17 protein-coding genes are annotated in these 18,442 nt (G+C 61.7%); 7 read left to right on the top strand and 10 right to left on the bottom strand.

What is annotated here, in order from left to right:
* Window positions 1-21 precede the first annotated feature (21 nt).
* The 3 genes from tpx (at window position 22) to HHL24_RS31300 (ending at window position 2,059) form a co-directional block, all read left to right on the top strand.
* Entirely contained in the window at window positions 22-522 is a 501-nt protein-coding gene (tpx, locus tag HHL24_RS31310) for a thiol peroxidase (protein ID WP_169489188.1), read from the top strand.
* A 97-nt stretch (window positions 523-619) separates the two neighbouring features.
* Window positions 620-1,558, top strand: coding sequence for a carbohydrate kinase family protein (locus HHL24_RS31305; protein WP_169489187.1), 939 nt, complete (start codon window positions 620-622; stop codon window positions 1,556-1,558).
* Window positions 1,559-1,582: 24 nt separating this feature from the next.
* On the top strand, window positions 1,583-2,059 hold the full coding sequence (locus tag HHL24_RS31300) for an outer membrane lipoprotein (RefSeq protein WP_169489186.1): 477 nt from the start codon (window positions 1,583-1,585) through the stop codon (window positions 2,057-2,059).
* Between the two features lie 273 nt (window positions 2,060-2,332).
* On the opposite strand, the gene HHL24_RS31295 is transcribed toward HHL24_RS31300, so the two are convergent.
* From HHL24_RS31295 to HHL24_RS31265, 7 genes are all read right to left on the bottom strand, one after another.
* Complete coding sequence (locus HHL24_RS31295; protein ID WP_169489214.1) at window positions 2,333-2,953, bottom strand: histone H1-like repetitive region-containing protein; 621 nt, start codon at window positions 2,951-2,953, stop codon at window positions 2,333-2,335.
* A gap of 30 nt (window positions 2,954-2,983) precedes the next feature.
* Window positions 2,984-3,310 carry a hypothetical protein gene (locus tag HHL24_RS31290; RefSeq protein WP_169489185.1) on the bottom strand — a complete coding sequence of 109 codons (327 nt, stop codon included), beginning with the start codon at window positions 3,308-3,310 and terminating at the stop codon, window positions 2,984-2,986.
* A gap of 85 nt (window positions 3,311-3,395) precedes the next feature.
* Entirely contained in the window at window positions 3,396-4,628 is a 1,233-nt protein-coding gene (locus tag HHL24_RS31285; protein WP_074282160.1) for a ribonucleotide-diphosphate reductase subunit beta, read from the bottom strand.
* Window positions 4,629-5,339: 711 nt separating this feature from the next.
* Window positions 5,340-8,345, bottom strand: coding sequence for a ribonucleoside-diphosphate reductase subunit alpha (locus HHL24_RS31280; RefSeq protein WP_169489184.1), 3,006 nt, complete (start codon window positions 8,343-8,345; stop codon window positions 5,340-5,342).
* 576 nt (window positions 8,346-8,921) lie between these two features.
* Window positions 8,922-9,518 (bottom strand): 1,6-anhydro-N-acetylmuramyl-L-alanine amidase AmpD, encoded by a 597-nt coding sequence (ampD, locus tag HHL24_RS31275; RefSeq protein ID WP_169489183.1) that lies wholly within the window; start codon window positions 9,516-9,518, stop codon window positions 8,922-8,924.
* Window positions 9,515-9,838 carry a PP0621 family protein gene (locus HHL24_RS31270; protein WP_169489182.1) on the bottom strand — a complete coding sequence of 108 codons (324 nt, stop codon included), beginning with the start codon at window positions 9,836-9,838 and terminating at the stop codon, window positions 9,515-9,517. The genes ampD and HHL24_RS31270 overlap by 4 nt, the downstream gene beginning before the upstream one ends.
* Before the next feature lie 10 nt (window positions 9,839-9,848).
* Complete coding sequence (locus HHL24_RS31265) at window positions 9,849-10,775, bottom strand: cytochrome C assembly family protein (protein WP_169489181.1); 927 nt, start codon at window positions 10,773-10,775, stop codon at window positions 9,849-9,851.
* Window positions 10,776-10,856: 81 nt separating this feature from the next.
* Between HHL24_RS31265 and ffh the strand changes: the two genes are divergently transcribed.
* Together ffh and HHL24_RS31255 are read left to right on the top strand one after the other, a co-directional pair.
* On the top strand, window positions 10,857-12,224 hold the full coding sequence (ffh, locus tag HHL24_RS31260) for a signal recognition particle protein (RefSeq protein ID WP_169489180.1): 1,368 nt from the start codon (window positions 10,857-10,859) through the stop codon (window positions 12,222-12,224).
* A 166-nt stretch (window positions 12,225-12,390) separates the two neighbouring features.
* The gene (locus HHL24_RS31255) at window positions 12,391-12,942 is read left to right on the top strand and encodes a hypoxanthine-guanine phosphoribosyltransferase (RefSeq protein WP_169489179.1); all 552 of its coding nucleotides are present in this window, start codon (window positions 12,391-12,393) and stop codon (window positions 12,940-12,942) included.
* A 135-nt stretch (window positions 12,943-13,077) separates the two neighbouring features.
* Here HHL24_RS31255 and HHL24_RS31250 read toward each other — a convergent pair whose 3' ends face one another.
* Window positions 13,078-13,677, bottom strand: coding sequence for a MarC family protein (locus HHL24_RS31250; RefSeq protein ID WP_120347511.1), 600 nt, complete (start codon window positions 13,675-13,677; stop codon window positions 13,078-13,080).
* Between the two features lie 12 nt (window positions 13,678-13,689).
* Window positions 13,690-15,426: a proline--tRNA ligase gene (locus tag HHL24_RS31245; protein ID WP_169489178.1), complete on the bottom strand. Its 1,737-nt coding sequence runs from the start codon at window positions 15,424-15,426 to the stop codon at window positions 13,690-13,692.
* 369 nt (window positions 15,427-15,795) lie between these two features.
* On the opposite strand from HHL24_RS31245, the gene HHL24_RS31240 reads away from it, so the two are divergent.
* Together HHL24_RS31240 and HHL24_RS31235 are read left to right on the top strand one after the other, a co-directional pair.
* Window positions 15,796-16,539: an RNA pyrophosphohydrolase gene (locus HHL24_RS31240; protein ID WP_169489177.1), complete on the top strand. Its 744-nt coding sequence runs from the start codon at window positions 15,796-15,798 to the stop codon at window positions 16,537-16,539.
* A gap of 77 nt (window positions 16,540-16,616) precedes the next feature.
* Complete coding sequence (locus HHL24_RS31235) at window positions 16,617-17,168, top strand: CNP1-like family protein (RefSeq protein ID WP_159000790.1); 552 nt, start codon at window positions 16,617-16,619, stop codon at window positions 17,166-17,168.
* A gap of 113 nt (window positions 17,169-17,281) precedes the next feature.
* On the opposite strand, the gene proB is transcribed toward HHL24_RS31235, so the two are convergent.
* Complete coding sequence (gene proB, locus HHL24_RS31230; protein WP_074282149.1) at window positions 17,282-18,400, bottom strand: glutamate 5-kinase; 1,119 nt, start codon at window positions 18,398-18,400, stop codon at window positions 17,282-17,284.
* Window positions 18,401-18,442: the final 42 nt, after the last annotated feature.

Raw genomic sequence — 18,442 nt, 5'->3', positions numbered from 1 at the left:
GAATTTTCGGAGCACAACAACATGAGTCAAGTCACGCTGGGTGGCAACCCGATCGACGTAGCCGGCACATTCCCGACCGTGGGCCAGAATGCCCCCGCCTTCTCGCTGGTGGGCAAGGATCTGAAGCCGGTGTCGCTGGCTGACTTCGCCGGCAAGCGCAAGGTGCTGAACATCGTCCCGAGCCTCGACACACCGACCTGCGCCACGTCGACCCGCAAGTTCAACGAAGCCGCAGCCAAGCTGAGCAACACGGCTGTGATCGTCGTGTCGGGCGACCTGCCGTTCGCCGCATCGCGCTTCTGCACAACCGAAGGCATCGAGAACGTCGTGACGGCGTCCACGTTCCGCGGCCATGAGTTCGCGCAAGCCTACGGCGTCGACGTGACGAGCGGCCCGCTGACGGGTCTGACGGCACGCGCCGTGGTGGTCGTCGACGAGAACGACAAGGTCGTGCACGCTGAACTGGTCGGCGAAATCAAGAACGAACCGAACTACGACGCAGCACTCGCCGCACTGAAGTAAAACCTTCGGGCGAGACACTCCGGCGCCGCGCTTCATGCGCGGCGCTGTCACATCGTCGCGCCCAATTTCTTTATCGATCTTTATAGGAACGCTCGCCTTGGCTACGCTGATTTGCGGCTCGCTCGCCTACGACAACATCATGACCTTCGAAGGCCGCTTCCGGGAGCACATCCTGCCGGAGCAGGTCCACATCCTGAACGTGAGCTTTCTCGTGCCGACGATGCGCCGCGAGTTCGGCGGCTGCGCGGGCAACATCGCCTACTCGCTGCATCTCCTGGGCGGCGATGCGCGCATCATGGGGACGCTCGGCGAGACCGACGCGCAACTCTACATGGATCGGTTTGCGCAGCTCGGGCTGTCGACGGAAAACGTGCTCGTCGTGCCGGGCACCTACTCGGCGCAGGCGATGATCACCACCGATCTGGAAAACAATCAGATCACCGCGTTCCACCCGGGCGCGATGATGCAGTCGCATCTGAATCGTGCCGATCAAGCGAAGGACATCACGCTCGGCATCGTCGGGCCTGACGGCTACGACGGCATGATCCAGCATTCCGAGCATCTGGCAGCGGCCGGCGTGCCGTTTATCTTCGACCCGGGCCAAGGTTTGCCGCTGTTCGACGGTGAGTCGCTGCGGCGCATGATTGAACTTGCTACTTACCTGGCTGTCAACGATTACGAAGCCAAACTGGTGAGCAACAAAACGGGTTGGTCGATCGAAGAGATCGCCGGCAAGGTCGAAGCACTGATCGTCACGCTCGGCGAACAAGGCGCGCAGATCCATCACGCCGGCGGCATCGAAGAGATTCCGGCGGTCAAGGCACAGCAGGTGCTCGATCCTACAGGCTGCGGCGACGCGTTCCGCGGCGGCTTGTTGTACGGCATCGAGAACAAGCTTGGCTGGGCGACCACCGGGCGTCTGGCGAGCCTGATGGGCGCGCTCAAGATCGAACACCAGGGCCCGCAAAACTACGCGCCCAGCCGGGCGGAGATCAACGAACGGTTCAAGCAGGCGTTCGGATACGACCTGCCGTAATACCGCAGCTATTGGAGTTAGGAAATGAGAACAACGAGTCGCGTGGTCGTGGCCGCCTTGATCGCGGGTTCACTGACCATGTCGGGGTGTGCGTACAACAGCAGCTCTGCCGACGTCTACACGGCGTCGCAGGCACAGCGCGAAGAAACGGTTCGCATGGGCACGGTCGACAGCGTTCGGGCCGTGAAGATCAGTTCGAACAATGGCCAGCCGAGCGGCCTGGGCGCGATCGGCGGCGGTGCGTTGGGTGCGGTGGCCGGCAGTGCGATCGGTGGCGGCCGCGGCTCGATCGTGACGGGCATCATCGGCGGCCTGGCTGGCGCGGTGGCAGGCAATGCCGTCGAGAACGGCGTCGCGGTGCACGACGGTCTTGAGATCACCGTGCGACTCGATAACGGCGATATGCGCGCGATCACGCAAAGCGCCACCGGCGAAGTCTTCCGCGCCGGCGAGCGCGTCCGTCTGCTCTCCAGCGGCGGCGTCACGCGCGTCACGCACTAAGTTCCCCTCTCGCGGTCGCGCTTCACGCGCCGCCGCGACGACCTCAAACGCATGCCCTTCCCTGTGCATGCGTTTTTTTCGCCTGCAGGTTTTGAAGCGTTTCTTGTAGCGGACGCCTTCGCCAGATCAAGACCAGATCAAAAAAAATCCCGTCGCCAGAAACCCGGCAACGGGACCCTGACCGAGTAGCGCTCGGTCGTGTTACTTCAAGCGCTACTCGATCATCGACACATGGTACGACGTGTCGAAGTACTTCTACCGCTTATCAGCCAGTTACGGACGGCTGCCCGTCGGGAACGGCCATGCCGCTGCCGGGTTCAGCGCGGTCTTCACCGTCGCCGCCGGTGCTGCGCTCGTGACAGAAGTCGCAGCGGGTGCAGGAGCCGCCTTCTTGGCGACAGCCTTCTTCGCAGGGGCAGCCTTCTTGGCAGGAGCAGCGGCCTTCTTCGCGGCAGCCTTCTTGGCAGGCGCAGCCTTTTTAGCAGCAGCCTTTTTCGCAGGCGCAGCTTTCTTGGCAGCAGCCTTTTTCGCAGGCGCAGCCTTCTTGGCGGCAGCCTTCTTAGCCGGTGCTGCCTTCTTTGCTGCGGCCTTCTTCGCCGGCGCTGCCTTCTTCGCTACAACCTTCTTGGCTGCAACCTTCTTCACTGCAGCCTTCTTGGCCGGCGCTGCCTTCTTTGCTGCAACCTTCTTCACTGCGACTTTCTTGGCTGCAACCTTCTTGGCCGGAGCAGCTTTCTTCGCTGCAACCTTCTTAGCCGGTGCTGCCTTCTTCGCTGCAACCTTCTTCACTGCGACTTTCTTTGCAGCGACTTTCTTCGCCGGTGCGGCCTTCTTAGCCGGAGCAGCCTTCTTTGCTGCGGGTTTCTTAGCTGCGGCTTTCTTGATAGTTGCCATCATTTTCTCCTTCAGGTTTTCAGATGAGAGTCAGTTCAAACTACACCCTTCGTCAAAACCCGCTTCCCGCGGACGCTTCTCAGGGCGCGCGCTACGAAGCGGGCTATTCATCGGCGTACGCAGGTGCTGCGCGCTTACGCTAATGAATGCGGTAAGGCGCGCCGTGCCCTTGGGCACCGCGCGCCAGATCTGGTCGGCGCTGGATCTCAGCACCGGCAATTGCTTGATCGGGCCGCCGGCGCTAACGCCAGCGGCTTTTTCCGGGGGGAAGTTTGCCCATCCCACTGAAGGGTTCGCAAAGTGCCAGTCGTGTTTGTGGGCCGCGAAGGCACGCGGCGCACTGGGCACAATTTGCATCAGGCGGTTCTGCTCCTAACTAAATTGCCGCGGCCGAAGCCTGCCGGCATCCCCAAAATGAATGCATCTACGACACGAACCCGGATCACTCCCAGGTCAGCGCGCCGCCAGTTTGATATTCGATCACTCGCGTCTCGAAGAAGTTGCGTTCCTTCTTCAGGTCGATCATCTCGCTCATCCACGGGAACGGGTTTTCCTCGTTCGGGTACAGCGGATCGAGACCGATCTGCTGGCAACGGCGGTTGCAGATGAAGCGTAGATAGCTCTTGAACATCGACGCATTGAGGCCGAGCACCCCGCGCGGCATCGTATCTTCTGCGTAACGATATTCAAGTTCGACCGCTTGCTGGAAGATCTCGCGGATTTCCGCGCGGAACTCAGCCGTCCAGAGTTGCGGGTTTTCGAGTTTGATCTGGTTGATCAGGTCGATGCCGAAGTTGCAGTGCATCGACTCGTCGCGCAGGATGTATTGGTACTGTTCCGCCGCGCCGGTCATCTTGTTCTGGCGACCCAGCGCCAGGATTTGCGTAAAGCCGACGTAGAAGAACAGGCCTTCCATCACACAGGCGAACACGATCAGCGAACGCAGCAGGGTCTGGTCGGTCTCGAGCGTGCCGGTCTTGAAGCCCGGATCGGTCAGCACGTTGATGTACGGAATCAGGAATTCGTCTTTCGCGCGGATCGAGGCAACCTCGTGATACGCGTTGAAGATTTCGCCTTCGTCGAGGCCCAGCGATTCGACGATGTACTGGTAAGCGTGCGTGTGGATCGCCTCTTCGAACGCCTGGCGCAGCAGGAACTGGCGGCATTCGGGCGCCGTGATGTGGCGGTAGGTGCCCAGCACGATGTTGTTGGCGGCCAGCGAGTCAGCCGTCACGAAGAAGCCCAGGTTGCGCTTGACGATGCGGCGCTCGTCTTCGGTCAGACCGTTCGGGTCTTTCCAGAGGGCGATGTCGCGCGACATGTTCACTTCTTGCGGCATCCAGTGGTTGGCGCAACCAGCCAGATACTTTTCCCAAGCCCACTTGTATTTGAACGGCACCAACTGATTGACGTCGGTCTGGCCATTGATGATGCGCTTGTCGGCGACATTGACCCGCGCTTCGGAAACCGCAGCCGTTCCGGCAGCGTGAGCAGCGGCAATGCCTTTTTCGAAAACGTCTTGCGACGCGAAGACGTTTCGGTCCGAGGGAGCATGAGGAGCGGAACGCGTTCCGACTTGCGAACCGACAGCCGATCCCGCAGCGTTGCGCAACACATTCTGCTGCGTAGCGCTCGAGGGAGTTACGGCAGTGATCTCGTCATCCCAGTTGAGCATAAATGTCACCATCAATTTAGAACGGTTTGTACCATCTTTTCACGAGCGATAAAAGAGTTCGCTGATGAAAAATCCTGTTTTCGATTCGCGTTGCTACGTTCATACAACACTTTGTTCAACAGACTGTGTGTGTCGCCTCATATGAAGCGTGTTGAAGGTGTGTCATCGAGGTGCTTCGCGAGCTCGAAGAGCAACGTGTCGAAGCGACGTTTCGCTGCTCTATCTATCTGTATTGCGGAGCGTGCTTGCAGCGTTTTGCGATTGCTTCCTGCTGTCCCGCCGACGCGGCCGTTGCCTCGTGGTTGCCTCGCGTTTGCCTCGCGTTTGCCTGTTCGTCAGTGCTAGCGAGGTGAAGTTCATGCAATGTCGAGCGATGCATCTGACCGGCTGTGTCGATCGACCTTTGACCGGAGCGTTTGCTGAGCGCTTCATGTCGAGCGCTTCGTCTGTGCTGCCGACTGCTGACTGCTTCATCCACTACTTGCTTACCGCTTGCCTACCGCTTCACGACTTCAGTTGCTTGCCGTACTTCGCTGCTGTTCGATGAGCGGCGCAACATCGATTTCGTTTCGCCGCGCCGCTCATCTACTTCACTTCTGTATCACTTCCATCAGGCTTGCTGATCGCTGCATGCGGGTCTTTACCTACAACCTACCCAGCAAGCAGCGATCCTGCCGCCTGCTCCATGCTCACCCGGCAATCGCCAGGCTTTTACTGGCAAGCCTCGCACTCGTCGAAACCAGCATCGCCCGGACGCATCATGCACACCGGACCATCCGCTTCCGGCGCTGCTTCAGCCGCGACTGCTGGCGTGGCCGCTGCAGCCTGAAAGCCACCCGCGGCACCACCAGCCGCGCCGTTGTTCGCACCGAAGCCGCCGGCCGCGCCACCTGCAGCGCCGCCCGATCCTTCGCTACCACCCGAGCTCACCGCGTTCAACGCGCCGTGCGCCACCGTCGACTTCTCGACGTGCGTCGCCGCCATCGTGCGGAGGTAGTAGGTCGTCTTCAGACCGCGCACCCATGCGAGCTTGTAGATCTCGTCGAGCTTCTTACCCGACGCGCCGCCCATGTAAATGTTCAGCGACTGCGCCTGGTCGATCCACTTCTGACGACGCGAGGCCGCCTCGACCAGCCACACCGGATCGAGTTCGAACGCGGTCGCGTAGATCGCACGCAGGTCGGCCGGGATGCGGTCGATGCGCGAGAGCGTGCCGTCGAAGTACTTCAGGTCGGCGACCATCACTTCGTCCCACAGACCGCGTTCCTTCAGGTCGCGCACCAGGTAGTCGTTGACCACCGTGAATTCGCCCGACAGATTCGACTTCACATACAGATTCTGGAACGTCGGTTCGATACAAGCCGACACGCCGATGATGTTCGAGATCGTCGCCGTCGGAGCGATGGCGACGCAGTTCGAGTTGCGCATGCCGTAGGTGGCGATGCGCGACCGCAGTTCGGTCCAGTCCATCGATTCGCTCGAATCGACTTCGACGTAACCGCCGCGCGCTTCGGCCAGCAGCTTCACCGAGTCTTGCGGGAGGATGCCGCGATCCCACAGCGAGCCGCGGTAGCTGGAGTAACGGCCGCGCTCTTGCGCCAGTTCCGTCGACGCGTAGTAAGCGTAGTAGCAGACCGCTTCCATCGACGTATCGGCGAACGCAACAGCCTCTTGCGACGCATACGGCGTGCGCAGCAGGTGCAGGCAGTCCTGGAAGCCCATGATACCCAGACCCACCGGACGGTGCTTCAGGTTCGAGTTACGTGCCTTGGCAACCGCGTAGTAGTTGATGTCGATCACGTTGTCGAGCATGCGCATCGCCACGCTGATGGTGCGCTTCAACTTGTCGTGGTCGAGCGCCAGCGTGCCGTCGGCCTGTTCCTTCAGGTGGGCGACGAGGTTCACGGAACCCAGATTGCAGACGGCGATTTCGGCGTCGCTGGTGTTCAGCGTGATTTCTGTGCACAGATTCGACGAGTGGACGACGCCGACGTGCTGTTGCGGCGAGCGCACATTGCACGGATCCTTGAACGTGATCCACGGGTGGCCGGTTTCAAACAGCATGCCCAGCATCTTGCGCCACAGTTGTGCCGCCGGGATCTTCTTGAACAGCTTGATCTCGCCGCGCGCGACCTTGTCTTCGTAAGCCGTGTAAGCCGTTTCGAACTCGGCGCCGAACTTGTCGTGCAGGTCCGGGCAAGTGGACGGCGAGAACAGCGTCCAGTCGCCGCCTTCATGCACGCGCTTCATGAACAGGTCGGGAATCCAGTTCGCCGTGTTCATGTCGTGGGTGCGGCGACGGTCGTCGCCGGTGTTCTTGCGCAGCTCGAGGAATTCCTCGATGTCCAGGTGCCACGTTTCCAGGTACGCGCAGACCGCGCCCTTGCGCTTGCCGCCCTGGTTCACGGCGACAGCCGTGTCGTTGACGACCTTCAGGAACGGCACGACGCCTTGCGACTTGCCATTGGTACCCTTGATGTGCGAACCGAGTGCACGCACGCGCGTCCAGTCGTTGCCCAGACCGCCTGCGAACTTCGACAGCAGCGCGTTTTCCTTCAGCGCTTCGTAGATGCCATCGAGGTCGTCTTCCACCGTCGTCAGGTAGCACGACGACAGTTGCGAGCGATGCGTGCCCGAGTTGAACAGCGTCGGCGTGGACGACATGAAGTCGAAGCTCGACAGCACGTTGTAAAACTCGATGGCGCGCGCTTCGCGGTCGATCTCGTTCAGCGACAGGCCCATCGCGACACGCATAAAGAATGCCTGCGGCATTTCGATGCGCACACCGTCGTGATGCAGGAAGTAGCGGTCATACAGCGTTTGCAGACCGAGGTAGCCGAACTGCAGGTCGCGGCTGTTGTCGAGCGCGGCGCCCAGGCGCTGCAGGTCGAACTGCTGGAGCTTGTCGTCGAGCAGGCCGGCGCCGATGCCGCGCTTGATGAACTTCGGAAAGTATTCGGCGTAACGCTCGCCCATTTCCGTTTGCGTGACTTCCTCTTCGAGGATCTCGCGGCGGATCGTGTGCAGCAGGATGCGTGCGGTGACCTGGCTATACGCCGGGTCCTTTTCGATCATCGTGCGGGCAGCCAGGATCGCCGAGTCGTAGACCTGGCTCATCGGCACGCCGTCGTACAGATTCTTGACCGTTTCCGCGATGATCGGATCGGCGCTCACGGCATCGCCCAGGTTCGAGCAAGCCAGTTCGATGATGCCGCGCAGCGCAGCCATGTCGAGCGGACGCGTCACGCCGTTGTCCGTGACGTTCAGGCCCGGCGTGTTGGCGACGATCTGCTCGTCGTGACCGCGCGCCTGAGTGCGCTTCTCGCGATACAGCACGTAGGCACGTGCGACGTTATGCTCGCCGCCGCGCATCAACGCGAGTTCGACCTGATCCTGGATGTCTTCGATATGGAACGTGCCGCCGTTCGGGCGGCTGCGCAGGAGCGCGCGCACCACGTTCTGCGTGAGTTGCTCGACCAGTTCGCGCACGCGAGCCGACGCCGCGCCTTGACCACCGTTGACGGCCAGAAATGCCTTCGTCACAGCGATGGCGATTTTCGACGGTTCGAACGACACCACGCTGCCGTTACGACGGATCACCTTGTAGTCGGCGTAGGTCGCTTGCGGCGCGAGCGCCTGGGCGCCTTGTGCCTGGCCGAAGTTTTGGCCAGTCGGTGAGCCCTCGTACCGGGTCGTCACGTTGTCGGTGGTTTGCATGTGCAAAGCTCCTGGTCTTGGAAATGTTGCGGCGAAAGCCGCGGATTAAAACGAACGCTGCGCCGCCGCGTGCGCAAGCGATGGGGTGCAGGAAAAAGGCCGGCTGAGCCGGGTGGCGGGATGCGACAGCGATGAAGCCTGATTCGAATTGACGACGGTCTTCATCATGTGTGTCGCGATCACTTGCTATGCCCTTTTCCTGAATGCTTCTGGACGTTGCCGGCTCTCTCACCAACCACGCCGCAGGAATATTTTTCGCTGCCTGGAATGCTTGCGGCGCCATGCTCGGGGAGCGGGGCGCCGCTGACTTATTCACTCAGTTATGCACTCAGTTATGCACTCAGTTATGCACTCAGTTATGCACTCAGTTATGCACAGAGTTATACACACCAGACACAAGATGTAGTGCGAAACCGAATTTCTGGCACCAAGTATAGTGTAGTTTCAAGACAGGTCAAATCGATTTATTTGCTTTCGAAGTCTTGACTTTTGCATAGCGCGACGCGAAGCCGACTCCCCGGAGAACAAGGCAGCGCCTTGTTCTCCTCGCATCACGCGATGTTGCGCGAAGGGTCGTTACAGCGTTTTGGAAAACTTGAGATAGGGGAAGTACTGATCCGCCAACGCGGTGTCGCGCTGCAGACGCTGCCACTCGAAATGGGGCCCAGGATCGGTCTTGCGGCCGGGGGCAATGTCCGAGTGACCGGCAAGCCCCTCGACCGGATAGCGAGCCTTGAGCGCCGTCACAAGTGCACCCAGCGTGCGGTATTGCGCCGCTTCGAAAGCAGTCGTGTCACTGCCCTCCAGCTCGATGCCGATCGAGAAATCATTGCAGCGCTCGCGGCCGAAAAAATTCGACGGGCCGGCGTGCCACGCGCGCTCGTTGCAGGACACGAATTGCTCGAGCGCGCCGTCGCGATGGATCACGAAGTGCGCCGACACCCGCACGCCGCGCAGATGCGTGTCGTAGTACGGGTGGGCGTCGCAGTCGAGCGTGTTCAGGAACAGTTCGGCGATCGCCGTACCGCCGAACTCATCGGGCGGCAGGCTGATGTTGTGCACGACGATCAGTGTCGGCACGGCCCCTTCGGGCCGCGCTTCGAAATTCGGCGATGGCAGTTTGCGTGCGGCGCTGACCCAACCGTCGGCATCGACGGTGAACGCGACGCTCATCGAGCGTCGCGGCCCGTGGGATGCGCGCCGTGACGCTGCGCGTGCGCGGCGCTGCAGAACGGCTGCCCCGCCACCACCACGGAGTCGCTCTTCGGCGCGTGCACGCCACACTCGGCACAGCGGATCATCGGCTCGGCAAGCTGCGGCTGCGCTTGCGCGGAGGCGGGCCCACGCGCGCCGCTCTGGCCTTTTGCCCCGGCGGCGCCGTTCGCACCGGCGCCTCCCGTGCGTTGCGACGCTTGCGCGTCATGACGACGCAGCGCCTTGACCAGCCATTGGCCGACGATGAACAACAGGATCAGCAGAAAAATTTGTCGCATAGCAGGACACTCACACTACAGCACGGTGCAACAGCACCTCGAATACAAAACGGCTGCCGACGTACGCCAGCAACAGCGCGACGAACGACGCCAGCACCCAGCGCAATGCCGCACGGCCGCGCCAGCCGGAAACCTTGCGCGCGGTCAGCAGCGCGCCGAACATCACCCAGGAAAGAATCGCGAAGACGGTTTTGTGATCGAGCCGCAATGCGCGGTCGACCAGTTGCTCGCTGAACATAATGCCCGAGAGCAACGTCAGCGTGAGCAGGACGAAGCCGGCGCCGATCAGACGGAACAGCAGCTTTTCCAGAGTCAGCAGCGGCGGCAAGGTGTCGAGCCAGCTCGACAACCAGCCGTTGCCCGCCGCGGCCGCATTGCGTTGCGACACACCGCCGCGCATTGCGTGCAGGCGGCGCTCGACCAGCAGCATCAGAATCGCGTGCAATGCCGCGATCGCAAACAAACCGTACGCGATATTGGCGATCAGGAAGTGCAGCTTGAACATTGGCGCGGCCGAATACGGCAGCACACGCACGCCGCCGAACCCCAGCGGCAATATGGAAGCGACGCAGGCGAGCGGCAACACCAGCAGGCGCAGGCCGTCGAGCGGAAAGAAAAAACTCTCGATCCAGTAGATGCCGGCGCCGAGCCAGAACATCGCCGACAGCGCAAACGCGAAACCGAACACCATCGCGTTTTGAGGAAAGATCGTGGTATGCAGCAGCACGCCGTGGGCGAGCAGCGCGACACACAGCAGCGCGCGGCCCGAGGTGCTCATGCCCGAGGCGGCCGACGAGGCCGATACGCCCGCGGCGACGGGCACCGGTGGCACGCTCTCGAGCATGGGGCGCACGGCGGCGTGCCGGTGCGAGCGCCAGCCGGCCACGGCGAGACCGCCGTAGAGGAGTGCAGTGAGGGCATACAGTACAATATCCATATTCGAAGTTTACACTAGGCCCCTGCTCCGCGACGTCTCCCGCATCGCGCCCTGCTCCGGCCGCACTGTTCATCGCTCCCCATGCTCGACAATCTGACTCAACGGATGGCGCGCGTCGTCAAGACGCTGCGCGGCGAAGCCCGGCTCACCGAGGCGAACACCCAGGAAATGCTGCGCGAAGTGCGCCTCGCGCTTCTCGAGGCGGACGTGGCGCTGCCCGTCGTGCGCGAGTTCATCGCCAAGGTGAAGGAAAAAGCGCTCGGCGAGGAGGTGATCAGCAGCCTGTCGCCGGGCCAGGCGCTGGTCGGCGTGGTGCAGCGCGAGCTGACCGCGATCATCGGCGGCGACTATGAAGGCAAGGCGGTCGAGCTTAATCTCGCCGTCACGCCGCCGGCCGTCATCCTGATGGCGGGTCTGCAAGGCGCCGGCAAGACGACCACGGTCGGCAAGCTCGCCAAGCTCCTGCGCGAAAAGTACAAGAAGAAGGTCCTGACCGTCTCGTGCGACGTTTACCGCCCGGCTGCAATCGCGCAGTTGAAGATGGTGACCGAACAGGTCGGTGCGGACTTCTTCCCGTCGGAACCCGATCAAAAGCCGGTGGATATCGCGCGCGCCGCAGTGGATTGGGCCAAGCGCCACTACCACGACGTGCTGCTGGTCGACACGGCCGGCCGTCTGGGTATCGACGAAGCGATGATGCAGGAAATCGCTGCATTGCACAGCGAGCTGAAGCCGGCGGAAACGCTGTTCGTGGTCGACGCGATGCTCGGTCAGGACGCGGTCAACACCGCGAAGGCCTTTAGCGACGCATTGCCGCTCACCGGCGTGGTCCTCACCAAGCTCGACGGCGACTCGCGCGGTGGCGCGGCGCTCTCCGTGCGTCACGTGACGGGCAAGCCGATCAAGTTCGTCGGTGTCGCCGAAAAACTCGACGGCCTCGAAATTTTCTATCCGGATCGCATGGCGAACCGGATTCTCGGCATGGGCGACATTCTCGCCCTCGTCGAAGAAGCGCAACGCGGCGTGGATGTCCAGGCCGCGCAGAAGCTCGCCGACAAGGTCAAGAAAGGCGGCGACTTCGACCTCAACGATTTCCGCGCACAACTTACGCAGATGAAGAGCATGGGCGGCCTGTCGTCGCTGATGGACAAGCTGCCCGCGCAGTTCCAGCAGGCCGCTGCCGGCGCCAACATGGGCATGGCCGAATCGCAGATGCGCCGCATGGAAGGCATCATCAATTCGATGACTCCTTTGGAGCGCGCCAAGCCCGAGCTGATCAAGGCCACCCGCAAGCGCCGCATTGCCGCCGGCGCCGGCGTGCAGGTGCAGGAAGTCAACCGCATGCTGAATCAATACGACCAGATGCGCACGATGATGAAGAAGCTGAAGGGCGGCAATCTGCAGAAGATGATGCGCGGCATGAAGGGCATGATGCCCGGCATGCGCTAAGCTTTAGCAAGACGGCGGTGCGCGTGCTTCCGTGCAAGGAACGGCATGCGCGGCTGACTCCAGCTTCGTGCGGGTTTATGCTGTACCGCATGCCGCCGTCCCAAGGGAACGTCCTTCGGGGCGTTCTCACCCACACTATGTATACAGTTACCGCCCGTCAGACGTCATGAACCGCGAAGAAGCTCTCCACATTTTTAGCCACTCCGAAGAAATCGTTTCGGCCGACGACGTCAACGCGTCGATCAGCGGCATGGCTACCGCCATCCGCGACGAAATGAGCGAGGACTTCCCGCTCGTGCTGTCGGTGATGGGCGGTGCGGCGGTGTTCACCGGCATGCTGCTGCCGCACCTCGATTTCCCGCTCGAGTTCGACTACATCCACCTGACCCGCTATCGCAACACCACCAAGGGCGGCAATGAGATGCAGTGGCGCGTGGCGCCGGCTGAGTCCGTGAAGGATCGCGTCGTGCTGGTGCTCGACGACATCCTCGACGAAGGCGAGACGATGGCCGCGATCCGCGACCGCATCCTCGCAATGGGCGCGAAGCGCTTCCTGAGCGCGGTGCTGTGCGAGAAGATCATTCCGAAGGCGAAGCCGCTGCGCCCGGACTACTGTGGTTTCGAAGTGCCGGACCGCTACGTGTTCGGTTGCGGGATGGACGCTAAGGGCTACTGGCGCAATCTGCCGACTATTCGGGCGTTGACCGAAGGGGCTTGAGTGCTGGTTGGAGCAGCGCCTTTCATGGCGCGTCCCGATGTAAAAAAAGCGGCCTGCGGGCCGCTTTTTTGTTTGTCAGGGATGGGGCGCAACACTGCTCTATCCGGCTGAGCAGAACCCCGCGCTGATTTTCAGTCAAAGTTGATGCACAAAAGAGCGGATACCGCCGAGCATCATCTCCACTGAGATCGCCACCAGCACCAGTCCCATCAAGCGTTCAAAGGCCATCATCGCGCGCTCGCCTAGCCACGCCTGAATCCGCTCCGCCAGCATCAGCACGATCGCACAGACGATCATCGTGACAGTCAGCGCGCCGATCCACTCGAACATCTTGCCCGGCGCCTGCGACGTCAGCAGCATCACCGTCGCAAGTGCAGACGGGCCCGCCAGCGCCGGAATGGCGAGCGGCACGATGAGCGGCTCGCCGCCGCGCGTGTCGCCGCCGAACGGACCGTCCGGATGCGGAAACACCATCCTGAGCGCAATCAGGAACAACACGATCCCACCGCCGATGCGCAACGACTGGTCAGTCAGACTCATCATGCGCAGGAAGCGGTCGCCGACCACCATGAACACCAGCAGGATCGCGAAGGCGATCGCCACCTCACGGAGGATGACGATCGTGCGCCGCTTCGGCGCCACCCCGCGCAGACAGCTGATGAAGAGCGGAATATTGCCGAGCGGATCGGTGATCAGAATCAGCAGGACGGTCGCGGACAGGAAGGTGTACTCCACCGTCCGCTCCGCTTAGCGCGCCAACGCGGCGCGAACTTTGCCGATCACCGTTTGGGCGGCGTCTTCGACCGGCAGCAGCGTCGCTTCAGCGTCGCGGCGGCCTTGATACTCGAGCTTGCCTTCCTTGAGACCACGATCGCCGATCACCAGACGATGCGGCACGCCGATCAGCTCCCAGTCTGCGAACATCACGCCCGGACGTTCGCCGCGATCGTCGAGGATCACGTCGACACCCGCTTCGACCAGTTCCGCGTACAGCTTATCGGCCTGCTCGCGCACCGCGTCGCTACGGTCATAGCCCATCGGGCACAGCACGACTTCGAACGGGGCGATCGACTCCGGCCAGATGATGCCCTTGTCGTCGAAATTCTGTTCGATCGCCGCGCCCAGAATACGCGTGACGCCGATGCCGTAGCAGCCCATTTCCATCGGGCGCGGCTTGCCGGTTTCGTCGAGGCAGGTGGCGTTCATCGCTTCCGAGTACTTCGTGCCGAGTTGGAACACGTGGCCGACTTCGATACCGCGGCAGATGTCGAGCACGCCCTTGCCATCCGGCGACGGGTCGCCCTTCTTCACGTTGCGAATATCAGCGACGACCGGTTCCGGCAGATCACGGCCCCAGTTCACGCCGGTGGTGTGGTAATCCACCTCGTTCGAACCGACCACGAAGTCGCTCATGTTCGCGACCGTGCGATCCGCGACAACCTTGACCGGCTTCTTCGTGTTGATCGGGCCGAGGTAACCCGGCGGCGTGCCGAAGGTCTCAACGATTTCGGCTTCAGTCGCCATGCGGAAGTCCGCCAGACCTGGCAGCTTGCCCGCCTTGATCTCGTTCAGATCGTGGTCCCCGCGCAGCATCAGCAACCAGATAGTCGGCTCGGCACCTTCGTTTTCCGTGGCGAGGACGATCGACTTGATCGTGCGCTCGAGCGGGACGTTCAGCAGCTCGGCCACGGCCTCGCACTTTGCTTTGCCCGGCGTTGCGGTCTTTTTCAGTTCCTCGGTCGGCGCCGCGCGCTCTGCGTACAGCGGCAATGCTTCAGCCGCTTCGACGTTCGCGGCAAAGTCGGAGGTCGGGCAATAGGCGATCGCGTCTTCGCCGGTCTCAGCGATCACGTGAAATTCATGCGAGCCGCTGCCGCCGATCGAACCGTTGTCAGCCGCCACGGCGCGGAAATCCAGACCGAGGCGCGTGAAGATACGCACATACGCGTCGTACATCTTGCGATACGACTCGCGCAGACCTTCCGCGTCCTTATCGAACGAGTACGCGTCTTTCATGATGAACTCGCGACCGCGCATCAAGCCGAAACGCGGACGGATCTCGTCGCGGAACTTCGTCTGGATCTGATAGAAGTTCACCGGCAATTGGCGGTAACTCTTGATCTGGCCGCGCGCGATGTCGGTCACCACTTCTTCGTGGGTCGGCCCGAACACGAAATCGGATTGTTTGCGATCCTTGAAGCGCAGCAGCTCGGGGCCGTACTTTTCCCAGCGGCCCGACTCCTGCCACAGCTCGGCCGGCTGCACCGACGGCATCAACAACTCGATCCCGCCCGCCCGGTTCATTTCTTCGCGCACGATGGCTTCCACCTTGCGGATCGAACGCAGGCCGACCGGCAGGTAGTTATAGATGCCGCCGGCGACGCGGCGAATCATGCCGGCGCGCACCATGAGCTTGTGGCTGACGATCTCGGCGTCGGCGGGCGCTTCTTTCAGCGTGCCGATAAAGAAACGGGAAGCTTTCATTCAGATTTTCCAAAAGCGGCGGCTCCGGAGGGACCGCCCGAAAGGTGAAAACGGTGGGGAAATCGACACAGACCCGGCTCGAAGCCGGCACGGACTCGCCGAACACCCGGCCAACGTCTGGCCAAGACCCGGCTCAGCCCCGGCAAACGACCTGATACCCAGGTAAAACCCCGGCAAAACCGGCCCGATCGCGGCGCTGAAGCCGCCGCGCAAAGCCTTTGCAGCAAGGGATAAGGCACGGAAAGACTGACAGGCTACCGCAAACACGGGCCTTTTGCGGCGAATCGTTCCAATCTGGTGCGAATCGGTGCGTCTGGTCCGTTATCTGTTTATAATCAAAGCAATTTTAAAGGATTCGAAGGTGGTTGTATGCTGGATCGTGAAGGCTTTCGCCCGAACGTCGGCATCATCCTCTTGAACGCGCACAACGAGGTGTTTTGGGGCAAACGGCTCCGTGAACATTCCTGGCAGTTTCCGCAAGGGGGCATCAAGTACGGAGAGACCCCCGTGCAAGCGATGTATCGGGAGTTACACGAAGAAACCGGGCTGCTTCCTGAGCACGTCAAGGTGATCGGTCGCACGCGCGACTGGTTGCGTTACGAGGTGCCTGACAAGTTCATAAAGCGCGAAGTACGCGGTCACTACCGCGGCCAGAAACAAATCTGGTTTTTGCTCCGGATGGTTGGACGCGATTGCGACATATGCTTGCGCGCCACCGACCACCCTGAGTTCGATGCGTGGCGCTGGAACGAGTACTGGGTGCCACTCGACTGTGTGATCGAGTTCAAGCGGGATGTATATCAGTTGGCGCTGACGGAGCTATCCCGTTTCATGCGCCGGGCTGCGCCGCGTGCGGAAAAACCTGGCGGGCACCATGGGCCGCGTTATCCCCGGATAGCGTCGTCGATGGAAAGTCCGCCGGATTCGACGATGATGACGGTCACCACCTCGGTGACCACACTCAGCATCGAAACGTCGATTCACACGACGATCGTGTCTGATTGCGGTCCGGGCTCCGGGTCGGTAGCCCAGGTTGGCTCCGGATCGGAACACGAAGACGAATCGGAGCGCGAAACCGCCGGCTCGCTGTTCCGCCCTGGCGTACGCAATTAACAACTCTGAGCGGCTTGTCCACGCCGCCTCTGCGGGTGCGGCTCAATGAGCCGCACCCGTGTTTCGAGGAAACCATATTGAAAGCACTTGCTCTCGTCGTGGCGTGCGTCGCCACCGGCGCCCTGCTGGCTGGTTGCGCCAGCAAACCCACAAATAAAGACGACAGCGCGTTTGCCTACCTGCTGGACCGGCCGAGCAACTGGGTGGAAAACAAGGTGGACACGTTGCCACCGCTGCCGCAGGACTCGAACCTTCTTCCTTTCGACGTCTCCGGCAACACGCCGTTGCAGTTCTCGGTCGACAGAAACTCGCTGAGCGTCGGCACTGACGGTGTGGTGCGCTACACAGTGGTTGTGACGAGTCCAAGCGGCGCCCGCAACGTGAATTACGAAGGGATTCGCTGCGACACATATGAATGGCGCCAGTACGCAGGGCTGAACGCCGATCACGACGGTTGGGACCAAACCGTCGCCAACGACTTCAGGCGCATCGAGAATGGCGCGCTGAACGCCTATCAGGCAGCGCTGTATCAGGATTATTTCTGCGCGAACAAGATGCCCATCGGCAACGCGAAGCAGATTGTTGAGAACATCCGCTACAAGCGCACACAGACCTCGCTGGTTCACTGAGCCAGTTTTTCGCGAGCGCACTTCGAATCTGGAAGCCGCCACGAATTTGAAAAAGCCGTTCCAGCTCACGCTGGAACGGCTTTTTTGTCTTTGACGCGTACTTTACCCGGAGATCAGACCAGCACGAGGTTGTCGCGGTGGATCAACTCAGGCTCGAGCATGTAGCCGAGCACCGATTCAATCTCGCCGCTCGGACGCCGCTGGATCAGCTTGGTCTCCGCGCTGCTGTAGTTCGTCAGGCCGCGTGCGACTTCACGCCCTGCCGCGCTTAGGCAAGCGATCACTTCGCCGCGCGCAAACGCGCCCTGCACACCGACGATGCCGATTGGCAGCAAGCTCTTGCCGCCGTCGGTCAGCTTTTCGACTGCGCCATCGTCGATCACGACATGACCACGCACCTGCAGGTGATCGGCCATCCATTGCTTGCGCGCCGCCATGCGTGCAGTGCGAGCGATCAGCTGCGTGCCGATCGCCTCGCCCGAGGCCAGCCGTGACAACACGTCTGCTTCACGCCCGCTCGCGATCACCGTATTGGCGCCGCTGTGCGCCGCGCGTTTGGCGGCGAGAATCTTGGTCAGCATGCCGCCACGGCCCAGGCTCGAACCGGCACCGCCCGCCATCGCTTCGAGCTCCGGCGCACCGGCATCGGCCTGCTGAACGAGCGTGGCGTTCGGATCCTTGCGCGGGTCGGCGGTAAAGAGCCCTTGCTGATCGGTGAGGATCACGAGCGCATCGCCTTCGATCAGATTCGCGACCAAAGCTCCCAGCGTGTCGTTGTCGCCGAACTTGATTTCGTCGGTGACGACTGTGTCGTTCTCGTTGATGATCGGCACGACGCCCAGACGCAGCAGCGTCAGCAAAGTAGAGCGGGCGTTCAGATAGCGTTCGCGGTCGGCCAGATCGGCGTGGGTCAGCAGAATCTGCGCGGTCTGGATCGAATGCTCGGCGAAGCGGCTTTCGTACACTTGCGCGAGGCCCATTTGACCGACAGCCGCGGCCGCCTGCAATTCGTCGATTTCGCGTGGCCGCTTGGTCCAGCCGAGCCGCTGCATCCCTTCGGCAATGGCGCCCGAACTGACCAGCACCACTTCCTTGCCTTGCGCGCGCAGTGCGGCAATCTGAGCGGCCCAGCGGCCGATCGCAGCATGATCGAGGCCGCGCCCGTCATTCGTGACGAGGCTCGAGCCGACTTTCACTACCAATCGCCGTGAATCTGCGATGACGGAACGCATTGTGCGCGGTCTCCCAAGATGACGCGTGATGCATGCAGGCGG

Source organism: Paraburkholderia polaris (genome assembly GCF_012927345.1).
GTDB classification, from domain to species: domain Bacteria; phylum Pseudomonadota; class Gammaproteobacteria; order Burkholderiales; family Burkholderiaceae; genus Paraburkholderia; species Paraburkholderia polaris.
The sequence above is the reverse complement of the archived record's forward strand: the minus strand, read 5'-3'. Positions and strand labels throughout refer to the sequence as shown.

Bases quoted from the DNA above. Each gene is read 5' to 3' on its own strand.
- tpx (WP_169489188.1), top strand. From the start codon at position 22: ATGAGTCAAGTCACGCTGGGTGGCAACCCGATCGACGTAGCCGGCACA.
- HHL24_RS31300 (WP_169489186.1), top strand. From the start codon at position 1,583: ATGAGAACAACGAGTCGCGTGGTCGTGGCCGCCTTGATCGCGGGTTCA.
- HHL24_RS31295 (WP_169489214.1), bottom strand. From the start codon at position 2,953: ATGGCAACTATCAAGAAAGCCGCAGCTAAGAAACCCGCAGCAAAGAAG.
- HHL24_RS31290 (WP_169489185.1), bottom strand. From the start codon at position 3,310: ATGCAAATTGTGCCCAGTGCGCCGCGTGCCTTCGCGGCCCACAAACAC.
- HHL24_RS31285 (WP_074282160.1), bottom strand. From the start codon at position 4,628: ATGCTCAACTGGGATGACGAGATCACTGCCGTAACTCCCTCGAGCGCT.
- HHL24_RS31280 (WP_169489184.1), bottom strand. From the start codon at position 8,345: ATGCAAACCACCGACAACGTGACGACCCGGTACGAGGGCTCACCGACT.
- ampD (WP_169489183.1), bottom strand. From the start codon at position 9,518: ATGAGCGTCGCGTTCACCGTCGATGCCGACGGTTGGGTCAGCGCCGCA.
- HHL24_RS31270 (WP_169489182.1), bottom strand. From the start codon at position 9,838: ATGCGACAAATTTTTCTGCTGATCCTGTTGTTCATCGTCGGCCAATGG.
- HHL24_RS31265 (WP_169489181.1), bottom strand. From the start codon at position 10,775: ATGGATATTGTACTGTATGCCCTCACTGCACTCCTCTACGGCGGTCTC.
- ffh (WP_169489180.1), top strand. From the start codon at position 10,857: ATGCTCGACAATCTGACTCAACGGATGGCGCGCGTCGTCAAGACGCTG.
- HHL24_RS31255 (WP_169489179.1), top strand. From the start codon at position 12,391: ATGAACCGCGAAGAAGCTCTCCACATTTTTAGCCACTCCGAAGAAATC.
- HHL24_RS31245 (WP_169489178.1), bottom strand. From the start codon at position 15,426: ATGAAAGCTTCCCGTTTCTTTATCGGCACGCTGAAAGAAGCGCCCGCC.
- HHL24_RS31240 (WP_169489177.1), top strand. From the start codon at position 15,796: ATGCTGGATCGTGAAGGCTTTCGCCCGAACGTCGGCATCATCCTCTTG.
- proB (WP_074282149.1), bottom strand. From the start codon at position 18,400: ATGCGTTCCGTCATCGCAGATTCACGGCGATTGGTAGTGAAAGTCGGC.